The sequence below is a fragment of the Paraburkholderia sp. HP33-1 genome (genome assembly GCF_021390595.1).
Classification (GTDB): Bacteria; Pseudomonadota; Gammaproteobacteria; order Burkholderiales; family Burkholderiaceae; genus Paraburkholderia.
The window spans coordinates 2,031,456-2,052,622 of the sequence record NZ_JAJEJR010000001.1 but is presented as its reverse complement, the minus strand read 5'-3'; the positions used below and the strand labels follow the sequence as shown (position 1 = coordinate 2,052,622).

Here is a 21,167-nt window from a genome sequence, read left to right as displayed (position 1 = left end):
CTAGGTGTTAAAAAATAGGCTAAAAATCACTTGATCTTTTACTTTCATATACCTAATCTGACTCGCACCACTCACTTTTGCGCGTCGCCGTGGCGCATATCGTTCATGGACCGTTTCAAGCAGATCGAGACCTTCGCTACCGTCGCGGCCAAAGGAAGCCTGTCCGCTGCGGCGCTTGCCGAGGGTGTCGCGCCCGCGATCATCGGCCGACGCATCGACGCGCTCGAAGAGCGCCTCGGCGTCAAGCTGCTCGTGCGCACGACGCGCAAGATCACGCTGACCTTCGAAGGCTCGGCGTTTCTCGAAGACTGCCAGCGCATCCTTCACGACATGCAGAACGCCGAGGCGAGCGTGTCGGCGGGCGGCGTGAAGGCGAGCGGTCATCTGCGGCTGTCGGCGCCGGCCGGCTTCGGGCGCCGGCACGTGGCGCCGCTGGTGCCAGCCTTCACGATCGCGCATCCGGACGTATCGATCACGCTCGATCTGTCCGATCGCCTCGTCGACCTCGTCAACGAAGGTTTCGATTGCGCGGTGCGGCTCGGCGAGTTGCCCGATTCGTCGCTGGTGTCGCTGAAGCTCGCCGAGAACCGGCGCGTATGCGTCGCGTCGCCCGCATATCTGAGCCGGCGCGGCGCGCCGCACAGCCTCGCCGATCTCGCGCGCCACAACTGCCTCGCGCTCGGCGCGAGCGCGAACCAGCAGCGCGGCTGGATGTTCCAGCAGGACGGCAAGGTCGTGTCGATCAAGGTGTCCGGCACGATGGAGTGCTCGGACGGCGCGGTGCTGCACGAATGGTGTCTTGCCGGGCACGGACTCGCGTGGCGCTCGTGGTGGGAGGTCGGCACGGAGATCGCCGCAGGCCGCCTCGTCAGCGTGCTCGACGAATTTGCCGCGCCGCCGATCGGCATTCACGCGGTGTTCCCGCAACGCCGTCATTTGCCGTTGCGGGTGCGGCTGTTTCTGGACTTTCTCAAGCATACGTACGGAGAACCCGGTTACTGGGACTGATGCGCCAATCTCCAGACCGACACGAAGCCGATCCTTACCTACATTCACACGCACTACAATCGTTTCGAGCGGCCTGCACCCGGGGCTTGGTTGGACGCTGACGCCGCGCTGCGCGCAGCCGGCGACGGAGGGCATGATGTTCAGGCACATTCTGGTTCCGACCGATGGTTCAGACCTGTCACGCAAGGCGATAGCGGGCGCGATCGACCTCGCGCAGGCCGTCGGCGCGCGTGTCACCGCGTACGCGTGTCTGCCGCAATATCCGTACTCGCCGTTCTCCGACGTCGCGGTCGAACCGCCCGGCGAGTTCCTGCAACGCAGCGAGCGCGAAGCGCGCGTGCATCTGCGCGAAGTCGAGCATGCCGCGCACCGCGTGGGCGTCAGTGTCGAGAGCCGCACGAGCGTCCATCCGGCGCCGTATCTCGGCATCATCGAAGCGGCCGAGCAGGGCGGCTGCGACGTGATCTTCATGGCATCGCATGGGCGGCGCGGGCTCGGCAGCCTGCTGATCGGCAGTGAAACGCAGCGTGTGCTCACCCATACGAAGATTCCCGTGATCGTTTATCGCTGAAACGGCGCGCTGCCGGTTGCGTGCCGGCGCGCGCGCTTTCGAAAAAAAACGCGTCGGCGGCGAGACCGGCGCGTTCAGGTTCGCCGCACGCGGGCCGCGTGCTGGCTTCTCTCAGACTGTCCGGGCCGTCGGCATTCGCGGCGACGCTCCTGCCAATCCGGGACGGCACGGCCCTCCCTGTGTCGGCGGCACTCTGGCGGTGCCGCTCGACGTTTGCCAATCGTTCCTGCGCTCAGGCTACGGGACTGCTCAACCCGATCGGCTGATCTCAGGCGACCTTCTTGTCGAAGAACTGCTCGTTTTCCGTCGAACCGTGCAGCGCGGTCGTCGATGCTTCGCGCTCGACCGTCTGCGTCACGGCGTCGAAGTAGCCGGTGCCGACTTCGCGCTGGTGCTTGACAGCGGTGAAGCCCTTTTCGGCCGCCGCGAACTCCGCCTGCTGCATTTCGACGAACGCGGTCATCTGGTTGCGCGCATAGCCGTACGCGAGGTTGAACATCGAGTAGTTCAGCGCGTGGAAGCCGGCCAGCGTGATGAACTGGAACTTGTAGCCCATCGCGCCGAGTTCGCGCTGAAACTTCGCGATCGTCGCGTCGTCGAGGTTCTTCTTCCAGTTGAACGACGGCGAGCAGTTGTACGACAGCAGTTGGTCCGGGTACTCCTTGTGGATCGCGTCTGCGAATTTCTTCGCGAACTCGAGGTCCGGCTTGCCGGTTTCACACCAGATCATGTCGGCGTACGGGGCATACGCGAGACCGCGCGAGATCGCCTGCTCGAGACCCGGCTTCGTGCGGTAGAAGCCTTCCACGGTGCGCTCGCCGGTCAGGAACGGGCGATCGTTGGGGTCGATGTCCGACGTGACGAGGTCGGCGGCTTCCGCGTCGGTGCGGGCGAGCAGCACGGTCGGCACGCCCGAGACGTCGGCGGCCAGACGCGCTGCGGTCAGCTTCGCGACGGCTTCGCGGGTCGGCACGAGCACCTTGCCGCCCATGTGGCCGCACTTCTTGACCGATGCGAGCTGATCTTCGAAGTGCACGCCCGACGCGCCCGCTTCGATCATCGCCTTCATCAGTTCGAACGCGTTCAGCACGCCGCCAAAGCCCGCTTCCGCGTCGGCCACGATCGGCGCGAAGTAGTCGACGTAGCCTTCATCGCCGGGATTCTTGCCTTCCGACCACTGGATCTGATCGGCGCGCGTCAGCGTGTTGTTGATGCGCTTGACGACGAGCGGCACCGAGTTGGCCGGATACAGCGACTGATCCGGATACATTTCGCCGGCGACGTTCGCATCTCCGGCCACCTGCCAGCCCGACAGATAGATGGCCTTGAGACCAGCCTTCACCTGCTGCATCGCCTGATTGCCGGTCAGCGCGCCGAGCGAGTTGACGAACGGCTCGTTGTTCACGGCGGCCCACAGCTTTTCCGCGCCGCGCTTCGCGAGGGTATGTTCGGGCTGCACCGAGCCGCGCAGACGCACCACGTCTTCGGCCGAATAGGTGCGCTTGACACCCTTCCAGCGCGGGTCCGTTTCCCATTGCTGCTTGAGTTCCTGCACTTGCTGTTCGCGGGTCATGGTCATGATGTGCTCCTTCGATGCCTGTTATGGAGGATGGGTGACTCTGTCTTCTCGAAGCATCGGGCCCGGCAGGGCGCTCTGTTTCGTGAAGTCTTATATAAGAGTCTAGGCAAATCGATGGAGCCGCAATAGGCGCCGCAAAGCGTTTTTCAGATATTTATTTTTCTATTAAATCAATAGGTTGAATATGACGTTTCGCAATAAGAAACGATATTTTCCCTGTTGCAACGCCTCTTCTTGTGCCTTGCAGCATGATTTTTTACGACGCAAAAAATTTTTTTACATCGTGAAATTTGGGGTGGGCAGGCAAGGGGCAAAAAAAAACCGGCGCCTGAGCACCGGTTTTTTTCATGTCGACTGCGGGACGGCGTGAAGCCGTCCGAGGCTGTCAGGCTGCTACGCGCGCGATCAGCTGCCGCGACGCGCCGTGCGCGGACCGTCGTTGCGGCGCGCGCTGTAGCCGTCACGCGAGCCGCCGAAGCCTTCGCGCGAACCATAGCCGTCACGCGAACCGCCGGCCGACTTGTTGCCCCAGCCGCCGCCGTTGCCATTGCCGTTACCGTTGCTGTTGCCATTACGCGAGCCGCCGAAGCCGCCCGGCTTGCCCGAGCCGCTGCCGAAGCGGCGACCACCGTTACCGCCCGGACGGCCGCGGCCGCCGAAGCCAGGACGGCCATTGCCCGAAGGCGGCGCCTTGCGCGGCTCGAAACCTTCGACGACGTTGACCGGCAGCGGCGTGCGCACGAAGCGCTCGATGCGCTTGAGCGCGCCCTGTTCGGCGTGATGCACGAGGCTCACCGCGACACCCGAGCGGCCCGCGCGGCCTGTACGGCCGATACGGTGCACGTAGTCTTCGGCGAACTTCGGCAGGTCGTAGTTGAACACGTGCGTGATGCCGGGGATGTCGATGCCGCGAGCGGCGACGTCGGTCGCGACCAGCACGCGTACGCGACGCTCGCGCAGCGCGCGGATCGTGCGGTTACGCGCGCCTTGCGGCAGGTCGCCGTGCAGCGCGGCCGATTCGAAACCGGCGTCGGCCAGACGGCCGGCCAGCTGGTCGGCGTCCATCTTCGTTGCCGTGAAGACGATGGCCTGGTCGAGGCCTTCGTCACGCAGCAGATGGTCGAGCAGACGGTCCTTGTGATCGCGGTCGTCGACGTAGTGGACGGTTTGCGCGATGTTGGTGCGCTGCTCCATGCGCTGGACGATCTCGATGCGCTCCGGGTCCTTCAGCAGACGGCCGGTCAGCGAGCCGATCTTGCCGTCGAGCGTGGCCGAGAACAGCATGGTCTGACGCGTAGCCGGCGTTTCGGCGACGATCGTGTCGATGTCGTCGATGAAGCCCATGTCGAGCATGCGGTCGGCTTCGTCGAGCACGAGGATCTGCAGTTGCGACAGATCGATGCGGCCGCGCTCGAGGTGGTCGATCAGACGGCCCGGCGTCGCGACGAGGATTTCCGGATTCTTCGCGAGCAGCATCAGCTGCTGGCCATAAGCGACGCCGCCGAGAATGCTGACGGTGCGCAGGCGCTTCAGGTGCTTGCCGTACGTCGCGGCGGCGGTCGTGACCTGCATCGCGAGTTCACGGGTCGGGGTCAGCACCAGCATGGTCGGACGCGCGACCGGCTGCGGACGGCGGCCGCGGCCACCGTCGGCCGGGCGCGGTTCGCGCGGCTGGCTCGCCTGTGCCTTTTGCAGCTGGGAGAAACGCTCGATGGCGGGCAGCATGAACGCTGCGGTCTTGCCCGAGCCGGTCGGGCTCGAAACCAGCAGGTCGCGGCCGGCGATACCGGCCGGCACCGCACGTTGCTGCACCGGCGTCGGGTGCTCGTAGCCGGCGGCGGTCAGCGCGGAGACGACATCCGCGGACAGGCCGAGCGACGCGAAGGTCGGCTTGCCATCAGCCTGCGCGGCGGCTTCGGGAGCGGCGGGCGGAAGACCGAGTGCTTCGTCGGCGATGGCGTTCAACGGGCTGCTGGGGGTGTTGCTCAAAGTCATTTGAATCCTTGAATACGATCCTGGGTGGTTCATCGGATGAAAACGTCAACGCCAATCGGCATACCCAAGTCGTTGGATTCAGCGAGCAAAAAAGCAGCGAGCAAATCGAAAAACGGGGGCAACTCGCGACAATGAAGGCGAGTTTTTCGTTAGAAGCTGTATCGGATGCGACGTGCCAACATGGCGAGTCGCCAGCCTGGGACTTGAGCCCGTAGGGGGCTAGGCAGAAGGGGACAGGTTCTAAACTGGATTGGAGCAAACGCTATGGGACGCCGCGCCGCGAGGACCGCCGGAAAAACGGGCAAAGCAGTGAAGCGCAGGCGGCATTATAGCGGGGTTTGTTGCACTGCGCCACTATTCGGACAATTCCGATGAAAAAAGTACCGGAATGAAGTAGGGAGGTCAAGGCGGCGGCCCGGAACTTCGACTCCGCAGCCGCAGGGAGACCGTCACAGTCTTGCCGGACGGCCATTTCCGCAGATGATTCGCGCGCCGGAACCTCAGGCCGAGGCGCCACTCTTCAGCGATTCGACGAGCTCGACGTATTGCTGCTTCGCAGCGTCCTGCGCCGTGCCCTTCAGCGCGGCCCACGCGTCGTACTTGTATTTGCCGACGATGTCGGTGAAGCCCGGCTTGTCGCCGTGCACGTCGCCTTCGCTCGCCTGCTTGAAGAGCGCATACAGACGCAGCAGCGTCAGGTTGCCCGGGCGCTCGGGCAATTGCTTGACGTCTTCCTGGGCTTGCGCGAACTGGGAGTTGATGTCGGTCATGGTCGTTTGGCCCGCGTGGCGGGATAGATGAGATCGGCCGAAAATCATAACAATTGCCTGACGTCGTGGGACCGAGGGCTTATTCCAAACGGTGGTGATGGCCGCGAAGCCGGGCGGCGCATCGGCGCAATCCACCCGCAAACCACCATTCACGCGCAGCGCGCCGATTACAATACGGTCCATGACTCAAACAGTGCTCCTTGCCCTCGATACATCGACCGAATTCTGTTCGGCGGCGCTCGTGTCCGCGTCCGTCGATGCCGCCGGTCAGCCCACCGCGGAAGCCCGCGCCTGGGTCCGTCACGAACAGACCGGCGCGGTGTCCAGTACACGCCTGCTGCCGGCGATCCGCGAACTGTTCGACGAAGCTGGCCTCGCGCTGGCGGACTGCGACGCGATCGCGTTCGGCGCCGGACCGGGTTCCTTCACCGGTCTGCGCACGGCGACTGGCGTTGCCCAAGGCCTCGCGTTCGGCCTGAACCTGCCGGTCGTGCCGATCGGCACGCTGCTCGTGTGCGCGGAGAGCGCCCGCCTGCGCGATCCGTCGACGACGCGCGTGCTCGCCGCGCTCGACGCACGCATGGACGAAATCTACTGGGCCGACTACGCGTGGGATGACGCGCAACGCGAATGGCGTACCGTGCACGCGGCGTCGCTCGATGCTCCTGGGCGGCTCGTGCTGCCCGACGTGCCGTTCACCCTCGCCGGCAACGCTGCCGCCGCGTTCGGCGAGCGCTTGCCGGCGGTTGCGGCCGCGCGGAGCGTAGATGGTGAAGCGCTGCCGCATGCGCTGCCGCTTGCGTATGCGGCGCTGCGCGCGTTTCATGCGGGCCGCACGGTGGCCGCCGACCAGGCTGCGCCTGAGTACGTGCGCGACAAGGTCGCGCAGACGACCGCCGAGCGCATGGCCGACAAGGCGGCGAGATCGGCCAAAGCGGCCCAGGCAGCGCAAGCCGCGGAGCAGTCCGCTCAGCGCGCGCCCGACGGCGCGTCGGGTCAACATTCCCACGACGAGGCGCGTCCATGAGCGGTGTGCTGCTCACGGAACGCTATATGTCGCCGATGACCGAAAGCGACCTGGACGAAGTCGCCGCGATCGAGAAGCTCGCGTATGAGTTTCCGTGGAGCCGCGGCAATTTCGGCGACTCGCTGCGCAACGGCTATTTCGGCGTCTGCCTGCGGCACGTGACGGGGACGCTGATCGGCTACTGCGTGCTGATGCCGGTCGTCGATGAAATGCATCTGCTCAATCTGTGCGTCACGCCGCAAGCGCAAGGCGGCGGCGCCGGCCTTGCACTGCTGCGCGAGGCGGTGCGCATCACGCACGCGGAAAAGCTCGAGGGGCTGCTGCTCGAAGTGCGGCCGTCGAATCACCGGGCGATCCGGTTGTACGAGCGCTTCGGCTTCGCGTCGATCGGCCGGCGCAAAAATTATTATCCGGCGCGGCATCGCGGCCGGGAGGACGCGATCGTGATGCGTCTGTCGTTTGCCACGGAGGGCGCAGATGGCGCTGCATGAATCGGTGCTCGAAGAATTCGGACTCGCGCCGTTGTGGGTGCGTCGCGCAACGGCGACGCAAGCGGGCGAGCCGTTGCAATCCATGCGGGATGACGCCAACGACGAACGTCACGCGGAGCCAACGCCGCAACCCTCGCACGAACTGATGCGTGCACCTGCCGACATACCGCCACCGCAGGCGCCGCGCGAATCTGCGCCGCGTTACGACAAACCCGTGGCGCGGCCCGAAGCATCACAGCCGCAACCGCAACCCGACTTTTCAGCGCCGCCGACTTTCGACGCCCCGCCTGACGACGACTTCGCATGGTTCGACGATAGAGGCGCGCCGGCTCCCGAACCCGTCGAAGCGCGCCGCGACGCGCCTGCGCTGCCCGCCATCCACACGCTCGACTGGGACGCGCTCGCCGAGCGCGTCGCCGGATGCGAAGCGTGCCGGCTGTGCGAGAAGCGCACGAACACAGTGTTCGGCGTCGGTGATCGCGAGGCCGACTGGATGCTGATCGGCGAAGCTCCCGGAGAGGACGAGGACCGTCAGGGCGAGCCGTTCGTCGGCCAGTCCGGCAAGCTTCTCGACAACATGCTGCGTTCGCTTGCGCTTGCGCGCGGCACCAACGTGTATATCGCGAACGTGATCAAGTGCCGCCCGCCCGGCAACCGCAATCCGCAGCCGGACGAAGTCGCGCGTTGCGAGCCGTATCTGCAGCGTCAGGTGTCGCTGGTGAAGCCGAAGCTGATCGTCGCGCTCGGCCGTTTCGCCGCGCAGAGCCTGCTGAAGACCGAGGCGAGCATTGCGTCGCTGCGCGGCCGCGTGCATACGTACGAGGGCGTGCCGGTGATCGTCACCTATCACCCGGCCTATCTGCTGCGCAGCCTGCCCGACAAGGCCAAGGCGTGGGCGGACCTATGCCTCGCGCGCGAGACGTGGCTCGCGAACGGCGGGGTGCCGTTGAACGAATCAAAGTGACGATGTCCGAGGGACCGGCGGCGCGCATGCCCGCAGCGTCTGTCAGCCGCGCGGCGTTTTTCGATGCGTTGCTAGGTATGCGCGGCGATGTGTCGGTTGATGCGCTGCGCGATCCCGCCGTCCGCGATCTCGCGTGGCTGTTGCTGAGTCCCGATCTGCTGCGCCCCCAGCCTCCGACAGGCGCGCTCGCCGATCCCTTCGACACACCGCAGCACTTGCAGGCCGCGATCGACTGGCTGCGTGCGCTCGACGCCGCCCCGGAGCCGCTGCATCGCGATCTCGCGGCAAAGCGCATCACCCGTCTAGGCCGATACGCCGAACGCCTGCTTGGTTTTTTCCTGCAGCATGGACCGGCGATGCAATTGATCGCAGCCGGCGTGCCATTGCGACACGCCGGCCTCACGCTCGGTGAATGTGATTTTCTCGTGCGCACGCGCGAGGGTGCGCGACTGCATTGGGAACTCGCGGTCAAGTGCTATCTGCATGCGGGCGATACGAGTGGAGTACAGGCGGCGCGTCTCGCCGATTACGTCGGCCCCAATCTGAAGGACCGCTTCGATCTGAAGCTCGCGCATCTGCTTCATCATCAGTTGCCATTGAGCGCACACGAGGAATTTGCGTCGACGGGCTATGCGGGCGCCTGGACGCCGCAGATGTTCGTCAAAGGCTGGCTGTTTTACCGGCATGGCGACACGCCCATCGATCCCGCCGAACTCGATCCCGCGCATGGTCGCGGCTGGTGGATCACGCGTCGCGACTGGCCGGCTTTCGCGGCCGCGCATGCGAACCGGTGGCGGGCGTTGCCGCGGCTCGAATGGCTCGCGCCGCGATATCAGACGCAAGCGGGCGCGGACGGTGCGTGCTACATAGACGCAAACACGCTCGCCGCGCAGACATCACTTCAACACGGCCCGACGATGGTCGCCGCATTCATCGACGACGACTCGGGCCGTCTGCTTGAACGCTCGCGCGGCTTTATCGTGCCAGACGACTGGCCCGGGCACGCGCAGCGTTACGCGAAGCAATAACGTCGAGTGGAAGCGGCGACGATCCGAACAGAGGCGCCGCTCACCACCACCGATGAAAGTGATGCACGGGCCCCACGCCGTGGCCGACATCGAGCCGCTCGCTCGCCTGCAACGCGCCGGTCAGATAAACCTTCGCATCGGCCACGGCGCCAGCCAGATCGTCCCGTTGTGGAATCAGCGCCGCAATCGCCGACGACAGTGTGCAGCCCGTTCCGTGCGTGTTCTTCACCGGGACCCGCGGACCGCCGAGACGCAGCGTGCCGCTCTCCTGCACGAGCCAGTCGGGGCTATCGGTCGCGCTCAGATGACCGCCTTTCATCAGCACCGCGCGCGCGCCGAGCGCAAGCAGCGCTTCGCCTTGCTCGACCATACCGGCTTCATCGCTGGCGGGCTGCGTGCCGAGCAACGCCGCCGCTTCCGGCAGATTCGGCGTCAGCAGGTCGGCGAGCGGCAGCAGTTCGTCGCGCACCACCGCGACCGCATCGGGCAGCAATAGCGCGTGATTGCTCTTCGAGATCATCACCGTGTCGAGCACGATGTGCCTGGGCTGATGACGGCGCAGCGCGTCAGCGACCGCGCGCGCGATCGGCGCATTCGCGAGCATGCCGATCTTCACCGCGTCGATGCGGATGTCGTCGAACACCGCGTCGAGTTGAGCGGTGATGAAGCTCGGGTCCGGTGCATGAATCGCGGTGACGCCGCGGGTGTTCTGCGCAGTCAGTGCGGTAATCACACTCGCGCCATAGGCGCCGAGCGCGGAGAAGGCCTTCAGGTCAGCCTGGATGCCGGCGCCGCCGCCGGAATCGGAACCGGCGATCGTCAGCACATTGGGAATCGGTTGAGTCATGGTCAAGCGAGGAAGAAGGAGGGCGCGCCCGGGTGCCTCGCGGCCGGCCCGGTGCGGCTCATCAGTGCTTGGCTTCGCCGATCAGCGCGACCGAGTCGAACGCGCGCTGGTTCGCCTGATGGCGCCGCATCACGAGCCACATCATCACGCACACGAAGGTACCGAATAGCACGATCACCACGGTGACCGGCACGTCGAGCCACACGAGCACCGCATACAGGCACAGCATCACGAGCACGGACAGATTCTCGTTGAAGTTCTGCACGGCGATCGAATGGCCCGCCGACAGCAGCACATGCCCGCGATGCTGCAGCAGCGCATTCATCGGCACGACGAAAAAGCCCGACAGGCCGCCCACGAACATCAGGAAGATATACGCGAAGATCAGATAGCCCGGCACGTACATGCGGCCGAAATGGACGCCCCAGTGTGGGGGAAACAGATCGCGCGTGTAGAACGCCATCAGCATCACGGAGATGCCCATCATGATGCCGACCGGCAATACCGACAGAGACTTCTTCAACGGCACGCGCGAGGCCGCGAAAATCGCGCCGCCCGCGACGCCGACCGCGACCACCGCCTGCAGGATCGCCGCCTCGGACAGCGACATGTTCAGCGACACCTCGGCCCACTTGAGCACGATGAATTGCAACGTTGCGCCCGCGCCCCAGAACAGCGTCGTCACGGCGAGCGAAATCTGCCCGAGCTTGTCGCGCCACAGCACGAGGAAGCAGTCGGCGAAATCGGTGATCAGGCGGATCGGCCCGTGCTCCTGTCTCGGATAGCGCGCGCCGGTATCGGGAATGCGCAGATTGAACAGCGCGGCGATCACGTAAATGCCCATGATCACGAGCATCGCGGCTTCCGCGGGCGTGTTCACGGTGGGGACATGCCATCTGAGAATCGGCGCGGCGATATGCGGGCTGATCAACGCGCCGCCGAGCACCGTGCCGAGAATGATCGAGCCGACGGTGGTGCCTTCGATCCAGCCGTTCGCGGCGACGAGCCGGTCAGGTGGTAACAGTTCGGTGAGAATGCCGTATTTGGCGGGCGAGTACGCCGCCGCGCCGAAGCCGACGATGCCGTACGCAATCAGTGGATGCGCACCGCTCAACATCGTCACGCAACCGACCACCTTGATCGTGTTGGTGATGAACATCACGCGTCCTTTCGGACGGGAGTCGGCGAATGCTCCGACGAAGGCGGCAAGAACGACGTACGACAGCACAAAAAACAGCTTGAGCAGCGGCGTCATCCAGTTCGGAGCGTGAAGATCTTTCAGCAGTGCGATAGCAGCGATCAGAAGCGCATTGTCGGCCAGCGACGAAAAAAACTGCGCGGCCATGATGGTGTAAAAACCTTTTTTCATCTGATGCGATGCTGTCCTCGCTGCGGTCTGTCCGCCCCGGCCGTTTGCAAGGCGTCCGGGCTTATGCCGATCGAAATGGGTTGTGCGCACGGCTTTATATCATGAAAATAGGTGGATTCAGACTAGCAGAATCCTTGATCGCACCGCCCAGCGGGCCGCCGAGCGCTGAAAACGCCCTGTAAGCCGCTGATTCGCAAGTGTCTTTACGAAAAAATCTCATGCCGCGCCCCCTTTCCGCCACGATTCATACCGCCGCTCTCGCCAATAACCTTGCTGTCGCGCGGCGCTATGCGCCGAAATCGAAGATCTGGGCCGTTGTCAAGGCCAATGCATATGGGCATGGCCTCGCGCGCGCGTTCCCGGGTTTGCGCGCGACCGACGGCTTTGGATTGCTGGACCTCGAAGAAGCGGTGAAGTTGCGTGAATTGGGCTGGGCGGGCCCGATTCTTCTGCTGGAGGGTTTTTTTCGCCCGACCGATATCGACGTGATCGACCGCTACAGTTTGACCACGGCGCTGCATTCGGATGAGCAACTGCGCATGCTCGAAATGGCGCGTCTGTCGAAACCGGTCAACATCCAGTTGAAGATGAACACCGGCATGAACCGGCTCGGCTACACGGTCGAAAAATTCCGCGCTGCGTGGGAGCGTGCGCGCGCCTGCCAGGGCGTCGGCCAGATTACGTTGATGACGCATTTTTCCGATGCCGATGGCGAACGCGGCGTCGCGCATCAGTTGGAAGCGTTCGAACGCGGCGCGCAGGGCATCGCCGGTGCGCGCAGTCTCTCGAATTCGGCCGCGACGCTGTGGCATCCGGAGGCGCATTTCGACTGGGTGCGCCCGGGCATTATGCTGTATGGCGCGTCGCCGTCCGGCGTGACGGCCGCGATCGAAGACACGGGCCTGCAGCCCGCGATGACACTCGCGTCGGAACTGATCGCCGTGCAAACGCTCAGCGAAGGCAGCTCGGTGGGCTACGGTTCGACGTTCACCGCGCGCGGGCCGATGCGCATCGGCGTGGTGGCATGCGGTTACGCGGACGGCTATCCGCGCGTCGCGCCGGAAGGTACGCCGGTGATCGTCGATGGCGTGCGCACGCGGATCGTGGGCCGCGTGTCGATGGACATGCTGACCGTCGACCTGACGCCGGTGCCGACCGCCAACGTCGGCTCGCGCGTCGAATTGTGGGGCACCGCGCTGCCCATCGACGACGTCGCGCAGATCTGCGGCACGATCGGCTACGAGCTGATGTGCGCGGTCGCGCCGCGTGTGCCGGTTCGCGCGGAGTAACGCGTGGCGAAACCGAAGACGTTGTACATCTGCGGCGAATGCGGCGGGCAGTCGCCGAAGTGGTCCGGGCAATGCCCGTCCTGTCAGGCGTGGAACACACTGGTCGAATCGGTCGCCGAGGCGCCGTCCACGCACCGTTTCCAGTCGCTCGCGAAGAGCACGCCGGTGCGGCGCCTCGCCGACATCGAAGCATCGGACGTGCCGCGCTTTTCCACCGGCGTCAGCGAATTCGATCGCGTGCTCGGCGGTGGTCTCGTGCCGGGTGGCGTGGTGCTGATCGGCGGCGATCCGGGCATCGGTAAATCGACGCTGCTGCTGCAGTCGCTCGCGGAAATCGCCGCGGACAAACGCGCGCTCTATATCAGCGGCGAAGAATCGGGCGCGCAGATCGCGTTGCGTGCGCAACGGCTGGCGCTGCTCGAACCCGGCTCGAAGGCGAGCGAGCTGCAATTGCTGGCGGAAATCCAGCTCGAAAAAATTCAGGCGACGATCGCCGAGCAACGGCCCGAGGTCGCCGTGATCGATTCGATCCAGACTGTCTATTCGGATGCTTTGACATCCGCACCGGGCTCGGTCGCGCAGGTGCGCGAGTGCGCGGCGCAACTCACGCGCATCGCCAAGCAGTCGGGCACGACGATCATCATGGTCGGCCACGTGACGAAAGAGGGCGCGCTCGCGGGCCCGCGCGTACTCGAACATATCGTCGATACGGTGCTGTATTTCGAGGGCGATACGCACTCGTCGTTTCGCCTCGTGCGCGCGATCAAGAACCGCTTCGGCGCGGTCAACGAACTGGGCGTGTTCGCGATGACCGAGCGCGGCCTGCGCGGCGTCGCGAATCCGTCTGCGTTGTTCCTGTCGCAGCACGAGCAGTCGGTGCCGGGCTCATGCGTGCTCGTCACGCAGGAGGGCACGCGGCCACTGCTCGTCGAAGTGCAGGCGCTCGTCGATGCGGCCAATGCGCCGAATCCGCGACGCCTCGCAGTCGGCCTCGAACAGAACCGGCTCGCGATGCTGCTCGCGGTGCTGCATCGGCATGCGGGCATCGCCTGTTTCGATCAGGACGTGTTCCTGAACGCGGTGGGCGGCGTGAAGATCTCCGAGCCCGCCGCCGACCTCTCCGTGCTGCTCGCGATTCATTCGTCGATGCGCAACAAGCCGCTGCCGAAGGGATTGGTCGTGTTCGGCGAAGTGGGTCTTGCCGGCGAGATCCGGCCGTCGCCGCGTGGCCAGGAGCGGCTTAAGGAGGCGGCCAAGCTGGGCTTCTCGGTCGCGGTGATTCCGAAGGCCAATGTACCGAAACAGCCCATCGAAGGCTTACAGGTCGTTGCGGTCGAGCGCATCGAACAGGCCATCGATCGCGTCCGCACGCTCGAATAGACGGGCCTCCGGGACGGCTCGCCAGTACTTTGTACGCAGGCTGTTCCGTAATGCCCGGTAAATATCTCCATATTGGCTGTAACCCGGTCGCCATGCCATTTTCCTAAGCTGTAACGATATGCATCCCTTCTGATGCCCGAAAAAGGATCGCGCTTTGAAACAGTCAAATGAAACCGCCGCCGAGCATCACATCCACGTGCGCGGGTGCCGGGTCTCCGCACCGATTCATCAGCCGTGGGGCGGCGCTTGCCGGATCGTCGAGTGGATCGACACTGCGGGGCAGATCTCGCGGCGGGTGGTGGCCGAAGACGTGACGGCCGCCGAAGTGCGCGCCACGATCAGCCGTCATGTGGAAGGCCGCAAACACCTGCTGTACGACGACGAGAAATCGCCACGTCAAACGCTGCCGAGGCAGACGGTGACGCGGCGTTGACGCAGGCGCGTTTTTCAATGCCCAGGGTCTTGATGCCCGACGCTCCCGCTCCACGGCTTCGTCGCGCGCGTTAGGCCCCTTCGCTGTCGTCCTCCGCTTCGGCGGCGCTCGCGGCCATCGCCGCATACGCGTGCGGATTGAACAGCGGATGTTGAGCCGCTTCAGCCGGCGTCAGCACCGGCGACACGCAGCAGTCGAGCGACTCCAGCAACGCCATCCATTCGCCGAGCGTGCGCGTCGCAATCACATCGGCGAGTTCCTGAATGAGCGACAACGCATCGGGACCACTGATCGCCTGACCGAGGCTCCAGTGACGCGTCGCCCATTCGGGCCGATCGAGCGCCATGCACAACGTTTCCCAGAACTTTAGTTCGAGCGCGCCGACCGCGAGCCAGCGCTGATCGCTCGTGCGATACAGGTTGTAGCAGGGCACGCCGCCGTTCAGCAGACCGTTGCCCGCGGCGGGCGCTTTCCCTTCGTTGATCAGCGAGACTTGTGCGACGAAATTGTGCGCATAGCTCGTGTGCGTCATCGACACATCGACGAAGCGGCCTGCGCCGCCACGCGCGACGTGCCAGAGCGCAGCGAGAATCTGCGTGACCGCGCTCAATGCGCCGCCGAGCAGATCGGCGATCTGGAAGTTCGGCAGGATCGGCGCGCCGTCGCGGCTCGCCAGTTGATCGAGCACGCCCGCATAGCCGATGTAGTTCAGATCGTGGCCCGCATGATCCGCGAACGGACCGCTCGCGCCATATCCGCTGATCGCGCAATAGACGAGGCGCGGATTGGCTGCGCTGAGTGTCGCGTAATCGAGGCCGAGCCGCTCCATCACGCCGGGCCGGAAGCTCTCGATCAGCACGTCGGCTTCCGCCGCCAGCGCGCGCAGCACGTGGCGTCCCGCATCGGATTTGAGGTCGAGGCGCGTCTCGCGCTTGCCGCGATTGACCATCCGGTAGAACGCGCCGGGCCGCCCCGCGACGCGATCGCTCGACGACTGCATCATCGTGCGCGTCGGGTCGCCCACGCCGGGCGCTTCGATCTTCAGCACATCGGCGCCGAGCTCGGCGAGGCGCAGCGCTGCCACCGGACCCGGCAGCAGGCGCGTAAGGTCGAGCACCCGCAGTCCTTGCAACGGCGGCGGCGCTTCCGTTGCCGTTGCCGTTGCAGTTGCGGATGCGGATGCGGATGCGGATGCTGGGGCCGATGACCCGGACGATGAGTTCGCGAATGACAAAGCCAAGCTCCCGTGGATGCCGGCGCGGCCCGACTGTTGCGTGCCGCTAGCCGATCTGTTCGAGTTCCTCGTGCGTCTCGAGCCATTCGGCTTCGAGCGTATCGAGGCGCGCGTTCACGTCTGCCTGACGGCGGATCGCCTCCGTCAGCCTGCTTTTCTGTTCTGGCTCGTAGCTCGCGGGATCGGCGACGAATGCGTCCAGAGTCGTCTTCTCCGCGTTGAGCGCGTCCATTTCCTTTTCGATCTTCGCGATGCGGCCTTGCAGCGGCTTCTTCAGATGCGCGAGCTTCTGCCGCGTTTCCGCTTCGAGGCGGCGCTGCTCCTTGCGATTGACGTTGAGCTCGCCGCTTGCCGCTCCGTTGGACGCGGCGTCCGCCATGCCGGAAGCATTCGCCTTCAGCGCCGCGCGCTGTTCGGCCGCATGCTGAAGCAGCCAGTCGCGATAGTCGTCGAGATCGCCGTCGAATTCCTGCAGACGATGTTTGGCGACGAGCATGAACTGATCGGTCGTCGCGCGCAGCAGATGGCGGTCGTGCGATACCAGGATCAGCGTGCCTTCGAATTGCGCGAGCGCCATCGTCAGCGCGTGACGGGTTTCGAGGTCGAGGTGATTGGTCGGCTCGTCGAGCAGCAGCAGGTTGGGCTTTTGCCAGATGATCAGTGCGAGCGCGAGGCGTGCTTTCTCGCCGCCGGAGAACGGTGCGATCTTCGAGGTCGCCATGTCGCCGGAAAAGTTGAAGCTGCCGAGAAAGTCGCGCAGCTCCTGCTCGCGCGTATCGGGCGCGAGACGCGCGAGGTGCTGCAACGGCGTGTCGTCCGGGCGCAGGGTTTCGAGCTGATGCTGCGCGAAGTAGCCGATGCGCAGCCCCTTGCCTTCGCGTACGTGGCCGCTCAACGGTTCGAGCGTGCCCGCGAGCGTCTTGATCAGCGTGGATTTGCCCTGGCCGTTCGCGCCGAGCAGGCCGATGCGCTGACCGTTCTGGATCGACAGGATCACGCGCTCGACGATCGGAATCTCGGCGCCATCTTCGGCGTGGTAGCCGCAGCGCACGTCTTCCATCACCATCATCGGATTCGGCGCGGAATCGGGCGTGCGGAACTCGAACGTGAACGGCGACGCGACGTGCGCGGGCGCGATCAGCTCCATCTTCTCGAGCGCCTTCACGCGGCTTTGCGCTTGCCGGGCCTTGGTAGCCTGCGCCTTGAAGCGGTTGATGTAGCTCTGCAGATGCGCGACCGTGCGCTGCTGCTTTTCGTACGCGCTCTGCTGCAACGCAATCTGCTGCGCGCGCAGCACTTCGAATTGCGAGTAGTTGCCGCCGTAGCGCCTGATCTGCTGGTTCTCGAGATGCAGCGTGACGTTGCAGACGGAATCGAGAAACTCGCGGTCGTGCGAGATCACGATCAGCGTGCCCGCATAGCGATTGAGCCAGTCTTCGAGCCAGACGATCGCGTCGAGGTCGAGGTGGTTGGTCGGTTCATCGAGCAGCAGCAGGTCGGAGCGGCACATCAGCGCCTGCGCGAGATTCAGCCGCATGCGCCAGCCACCCGAGAAGCTGCTGACCGGCTCGCGCGTCTGTTCCAGCGTGAAGCCGAGGCCGAGCAGCAACGCTTCGGCGCGCGCCGGCGCAGTGTAGCCGTCGGCGTCCGCGAACGCCGCGTGCGCTTCGGCTTCGGCTGCGCCGTCGTGCGCCGCGGAGGCCGCTGCGATGCGCGCTTCGATGTCGCGCAGCGCGGCGTCGCCGTCGAGCGTGTAGGCGAGCGCGGTCTTGTCGACGGCGGGCGTTTCCTGCGCGACGTGCGCGATGCGCCAGGTGGGCGGGATCGAGAAATCGCCGCCGTCCGAATGCAGCTCGCCGAGCAGCACGGCGAACAAGGTCGACTTGCCCGCGCCGTTCGCCCCGACGAGGCCGGCCTTTTCACCGGGGTTCAGGGTGAACGTGGTGTTGTCGAAAAGCGGCTTGGTGCCGCGCGCGAGGCTGAACTGATTGAAGCGGATCACGACGTGGCCGGCTGAAGAAAACCGCTATTTTAGACTGCCCGGCGCGTTGCCGGGCGCGAGGCGCCGATTGCCCGGCTGTCACTGCGCGCGCAGCCGCCATCGGCCATTCGGCTGACTGTGTCGGCAGCGCTTTTGGCATAGACTGACGGCTTTCAGGGGAGAGCATATGACATCGATCTATTCGTTTTCGGCACGCGCGCTCGGCGGCGAGGAAGCGAGTCTCGCGAAGTACCAAGGCAAGGTTTTGCTGATCGTCAATACCGCGAGCGAATGCGGGTTCACGCCGCAATACGCGGGCTTGCAGAAGCTGTACGACGCCTACGCGGCGCGCGGGCTCGCGGTGCTCGGTTTTCCGTGCAACCAGTTCGGCAAGCAGGAGCCGGGCGACGCCGCGCAGATCGGCAGCTTCTGCGAGAAGAACTATGGCGTGACGTTTCCGATGTTCGACAAGATCGACGTGAACGGCCCGAGCGCACACCCGCTGTTCCGCTATCTGACCATCGAGGCGCCGGGGCTGCTCGGTCTCGAGGCGATCAAGTGGAATTTCACCAAGTTTCTGATCGGCCGCGACGGCAACGTCGTCAAACGCTACGCGCCGCTGACCAAGCCCGAGGCGATCACCGCGGATATCGAAGCGCTGCTGTAGGCGAGCCGCGCGCTTAAAGAATCGGCGAAAAGAGCCGCGCGACGTGCATCAGCATGCGTCGCAGCGCGTTCGACTTGCGGTACTCGTCACGGTCGATTTCGCGCGACTCGGCGAAGTCGTCGAGCAGCATCGTTTCGACTTCGAGCGCGAAGCCGCGGTCGACGGTCAGCACCATGATCTCGAAGTTCAGACGGAACGAGCGATTGTCGAGATTGGCGCTACCGATCGCGGCCGCGCTGCTGTCGATCAGCACGACCTTCTGATGCAGGAAGCCTGGCTGATAGCGGAAGATGCGAATGCCCGCGCGCAGCGAGTCGTACGCATACAGTTTCGACGCCGCGAACACCACCAGGTGATCGCGCCGGCTCGGAATCAGGATGCGCACGTCGACGCCGCGCAGCGCCGCCAGCCGCAGCGCGGCGAACACGGCTTCGTCGGGCACGAGGTAGGGCGTCGTGATCCAGATGCGTTCGCGCGCCGCGTTGATCGCTTCGACGAAAAACAGCGAGCAGGTCTCCTGCTTGTCGGCCGGGCCGCTCGGCAGCACGAGGCAGTGCATATTGTTCGCGGCGCGTTCGTTGGCGCCGTGGTCGACGGATGGGGCGGCTGAAGCGGCGGCCGGTACGTCGAACTCGGGTAACTGCTGGGTGGCCCAGTACCAGTCTTCGATAAAGACGAACTGGATGCTCGCAACCGCCGGGCCACGCACTTCGATGTGCGTATCGCGCCACGGCGACAGCGGCGGCTTCGCGCCCAGATATTCGACACCGACGTTATGACCGCCGATAAACGCGCGCTCGCCGTCCACCGACACGATCTTGCGATGATTGCGGAAGTTCAGCTGCAGACGGTTGACGAAGCGGCGGTTCGTCGCGAACGGATGCATCTCGATGCCGGCCGCGCGGAGCGCCGCGACGTAGCGGTGCGGCAGATCGAAGCTGCCGATACTGTCGTACAGGAAGTAGACCCGCACGCCCTGTTGCGCTTTCGCGATCAGCGCGTCCTTCAGCATGGCGCCGAGCGCGTCGTCGCGCACGATGAAGAACTGCACGATCACATAGCGGCGCGCGTTTTCGATCGCCTCGAAGATCGCCTCGAAAGTCGCCGTGCCGTTGACCAGCGTGCGCACGGTATTGCCGGGCAGGAACGGCATGCCGCCGAGGCGTGTCAGCGACTGCACGAGCCGGGAGCCGAGCTGCTGCGTCGGCAGCCCGGCCGACGACGCCTGGGTGTCCCACAGCTGCGGATGCGCGCGCTTGCGCAGCAACTCATTTTCGACGCGGCGCGCATCCGCGTAGCCGGCGAACTTGCTGCGGCCAAGGAACAGGTACGGCACGAGCGTCAGATAGGGCATCGCGACCAGCGACACGGCCCACGCAATCGCGCCTTGCGAGGTGCGGGTATGAAGAATCGCGTGAGCGGCCGCGACGATGCCGAGAATATGGGCAAGTAGAACCAGCGGGCCGACGTGAAGCAGGTCGAATGCCATAAGCTTGCGAACAGTTGGCGAAGCACCGCCGTTCAGGAGAGGGAGGCGGGCACAGCGCTCGGCGTGCGCGTCGCTTGCGAGATCCAACGCAAGCGGCCGCAAGCCGGCGCCGTGCACGCCGCCTGATCAGACAAGCAGCGTGCCGGACTCAGACCGGCAAGTCGTTGGCCTGGATCAGGAACACATTGTCATCACCGGCGCTGGTCGACAGCCATACGAGGTCGAGGCCGCCGAACGCCGCCTCGACGTGCTCGCGCTCGTTGCCGATCTCGACGACGAGCACGCCGTCTTCGGTCAGCCAGTTGCGCGCATCGGCGATGATCCGGCGCACGATGTCCATGCCGTCCGCACCGCCCGCGAGCGCCATTTCCGGCTCGTGCTTGTATTCGGCTGGCAATTCCTGCATCGACGTGGCGTTCACGTACGGCGGATTGCTGATGATCACGTCATAGCGGCGCTCGGCGAGCGGCGCGTACAGATCGCCTTCGAACAGCGCGATGCGGTCATCGAGGTGGTAGTCCACCACGTTGCGTGTCGCGACTTCAAGCGCGGGCGCGGACAGATCGACCGCGTCGACGTCGGCGTTCGGGAACGCGTGCGCGGCGAGAATCGCGAGGCAGCCGGAGCCGGTGCACAGCTCGAGCACCGCGCCGACTTGCTCGGGATCCTCGACGTACGGCTGCAGGCCGTCCTGCAGCAGCTCGCCGATGAACGAGCGCGGCACGATCACGCGCTCGTCGACGTGGAAGCGAAAGCCGTGCATCCACGCTTCCTGCGTAATGTACGCGGCCGGCACGCGGTCGGCGGCGCGCCGCTCGATCACCTTCAGCACCGCCTCGATTTCGGCCGTGGTCAGGCGTGCGTCGAGAAACGGATCGAGCAGGTCGAGCGGCAGATGCAGCGTGTGCAGGATCAGGTAGGCGGCCTCGTCGTAGGCATTGGCCGAGCCGTGGCCGAACGACAGTTTGGCCTCGCTAAAGCGCGACACTGCATAACGCAGCAGGTCGCGGACAGTGGAAAAAGGAAGCGTCATCGCAGAGTCCCT

Annotated in this window: 19 protein-coding genes; 10 read left to right on the top strand and 9 right to left on the bottom strand. The window is 65.1% G+C overall.

Going from position 1 to position 21,167, the window contains the following annotated elements; all coding sequences use genetic code 11:
• Positions 1-105 precede the first annotated feature (105 nt).
• Positions 106-1,008, top strand: coding sequence for a LysR family transcriptional regulator (locus L0U81_RS09295; RefSeq protein WP_233801976.1), 903 nt, complete (start codon positions 106-108; stop codon positions 1,006-1,008).
• 136 nt (positions 1,009-1,144) lie between these two features.
• Positions 1,145-1,579 (top strand): universal stress protein, encoded by a 435-nt coding sequence (locus L0U81_RS09290; protein ID WP_233804281.1) that lies wholly within the window; start codon positions 1,145-1,147, stop codon positions 1,577-1,579.
• 268 nt (positions 1,580-1,847) lie between these two features.
• On the opposite strand, the gene aceA is transcribed toward L0U81_RS09290, so the two are convergent.
• The 3 genes from aceA to L0U81_RS09275 form a co-directional block, all read right to left on the bottom strand.
• Complete coding sequence (gene aceA / locus L0U81_RS09285; RefSeq protein WP_233804279.1) at positions 1,848-3,152, bottom strand: isocitrate lyase; 1,305 nt, start codon at positions 3,150-3,152, stop codon at positions 1,848-1,850.
• 411 nt (positions 3,153-3,563) lie between these two features.
• Positions 3,564-5,153, bottom strand: coding sequence for a DEAD/DEAH box helicase (locus L0U81_RS09280; RefSeq protein WP_233801974.1), 1,590 nt, complete (start codon positions 5,151-5,153; stop codon positions 3,564-3,566).
• Positions 5,154-5,653: 500 nt separating this feature from the next.
• Positions 5,654-5,923, bottom strand: coding sequence for an acyl-CoA-binding protein (locus tag L0U81_RS09275; RefSeq protein ID WP_233801972.1), 270 nt, complete (start codon positions 5,921-5,923; stop codon positions 5,654-5,656).
• Positions 5,924-6,104: 181 nt separating this feature from the next.
• Between L0U81_RS09275 and tsaB the strand changes: the two genes are divergently transcribed.
• From tsaB to L0U81_RS09255, 4 genes are read left to right on the top strand one after another with little or no spacing between them, the layout of a single operon-like run.
• Positions 6,105-6,950 carry a tRNA (adenosine(37)-N6)-threonylcarbamoyltransferase complex dimerization subunit type 1 TsaB gene (gene tsaB, locus L0U81_RS09270; RefSeq protein ID WP_233801970.1) on the top strand — a complete coding sequence of 282 codons (846 nt, stop codon included), beginning with the start codon at positions 6,105-6,107 and terminating at the stop codon, positions 6,948-6,950.
• Positions 6,947-7,441 carry a ribosomal protein S18-alanine N-acetyltransferase gene (rimI, locus tag L0U81_RS09265; protein WP_233801968.1) on the top strand — a complete coding sequence of 165 codons (495 nt, stop codon included), beginning with the start codon at positions 6,947-6,949 and terminating at the stop codon, positions 7,439-7,441. The genes tsaB and rimI overlap by 4 nt, the downstream gene beginning before the upstream one ends.
• Complete coding sequence (locus tag L0U81_RS09260) at positions 7,428-8,405, top strand: uracil-DNA glycosylase (protein WP_233801966.1); 978 nt, start codon at positions 7,428-7,430, stop codon at positions 8,403-8,405. The genes rimI and L0U81_RS09260 overlap by 14 nt, the downstream gene beginning before the upstream one ends.
• Before the next feature lie 2 nt (positions 8,406-8,407).
• Positions 8,408-9,433, top strand: coding sequence for a DUF1853 family protein (locus tag L0U81_RS09255; protein WP_442793398.1), 1,026 nt, complete (start codon positions 8,408-8,410; stop codon positions 9,431-9,433).
• A gap of 40 nt (positions 9,434-9,473) precedes the next feature.
• Here the strand turns inward: L0U81_RS09255 and thiD are convergent, their stop codons facing one another.
• Positions 9,474-10,280, bottom strand: a complete 807-nt coding sequence (gene thiD, locus L0U81_RS09250; RefSeq protein WP_233801962.1) for a bifunctional hydroxymethylpyrimidine kinase/phosphomethylpyrimidine kinase — start codon at positions 10,278-10,280, stop codon at positions 9,474-9,476.
• A gap of 61 nt (positions 10,281-10,341) precedes the next feature.
• Positions 10,342-11,649, bottom strand: a complete 1,308-nt coding sequence (gene lplT / locus L0U81_RS09245) for a lysophospholipid transporter LplT (RefSeq protein WP_233801960.1) — start codon at positions 11,647-11,649, stop codon at positions 10,342-10,344.
• A gap of 218 nt (positions 11,650-11,867) precedes the next feature.
• Between lplT and alr the strand changes: the two genes are divergently transcribed.
• The 3 genes from alr (at position 11,868) to L0U81_RS09230 (ending at position 14,751) form a co-directional block, all read left to right on the top strand.
• Positions 11,868-12,938, top strand: a complete 1,071-nt coding sequence (alr, locus tag L0U81_RS09240; RefSeq protein ID WP_233801958.1) for an alanine racemase — start codon at positions 11,868-11,870, stop codon at positions 12,936-12,938.
• Positions 12,939-12,941: 3 nt separating this feature from the next.
• Complete coding sequence (gene radA, locus L0U81_RS09235) at positions 12,942-14,318, top strand: DNA repair protein RadA (protein ID WP_233801957.1); 1,377 nt, start codon at positions 12,942-12,944, stop codon at positions 14,316-14,318.
• A 154-nt stretch (positions 14,319-14,472) separates the two neighbouring features.
• Positions 14,473-14,751: a DUF2866 domain-containing protein gene (locus L0U81_RS09230; RefSeq protein ID WP_233801955.1), complete on the top strand. Its 279-nt coding sequence runs from the start codon at positions 14,473-14,475 to the stop codon at positions 14,749-14,751.
• Positions 14,752-14,821: 70 nt separating this feature from the next.
• On the opposite strand, the gene L0U81_RS09225 is transcribed toward L0U81_RS09230, so the two are convergent.
• Together L0U81_RS09225 and L0U81_RS09220 are read right to left on the bottom strand one after the other, a co-directional pair.
• The gene (locus L0U81_RS09225) at positions 14,822-15,883 is read right to left on the bottom strand and encodes a CaiB/BaiF CoA transferase family protein (RefSeq protein WP_233801953.1); all 1,062 of its coding nucleotides are present in this window, start codon (positions 15,881-15,883) and stop codon (positions 14,822-14,824) included.
• 148 nt (positions 15,884-16,031) lie between these two features.
• Positions 16,032-17,987, bottom strand: coding sequence for an ATP-binding cassette domain-containing protein (locus L0U81_RS09220; protein WP_326489821.1), 1,956 nt, complete (start codon positions 17,985-17,987; stop codon positions 16,032-16,034).
• A 166-nt stretch (positions 17,988-18,153) separates the two neighbouring features.
• On the opposite strand from L0U81_RS09220, the gene L0U81_RS09210 reads away from it, so the two are divergent.
• Complete coding sequence (locus tag L0U81_RS09210) at positions 18,154-18,633, top strand: glutathione peroxidase (RefSeq protein ID WP_233801951.1); 480 nt, start codon at positions 18,154-18,156, stop codon at positions 18,631-18,633.
• A 13-nt stretch (positions 18,634-18,646) separates the two neighbouring features.
• Here L0U81_RS09210 and cls read toward each other — a convergent pair whose 3' ends face one another.
• Both cls and prmB read right to left on the bottom strand, forming a co-directional pair.
• Positions 18,647-20,122 (bottom strand): cardiolipin synthase, encoded by a 1,476-nt coding sequence (gene cls, locus L0U81_RS09205; protein WP_233801949.1) that lies wholly within the window; start codon positions 20,120-20,122, stop codon positions 18,647-18,649.
• Between the two features lie 148 nt (positions 20,123-20,270).
• Complete coding sequence (gene prmB / locus L0U81_RS09200) at positions 20,271-21,155, bottom strand: 50S ribosomal protein L3 N(5)-glutamine methyltransferase (protein WP_233801947.1); 885 nt, start codon at positions 21,153-21,155, stop codon at positions 20,271-20,273.
• Between the last annotated feature and the right edge of the window lie 12 nt (positions 21,156-21,167).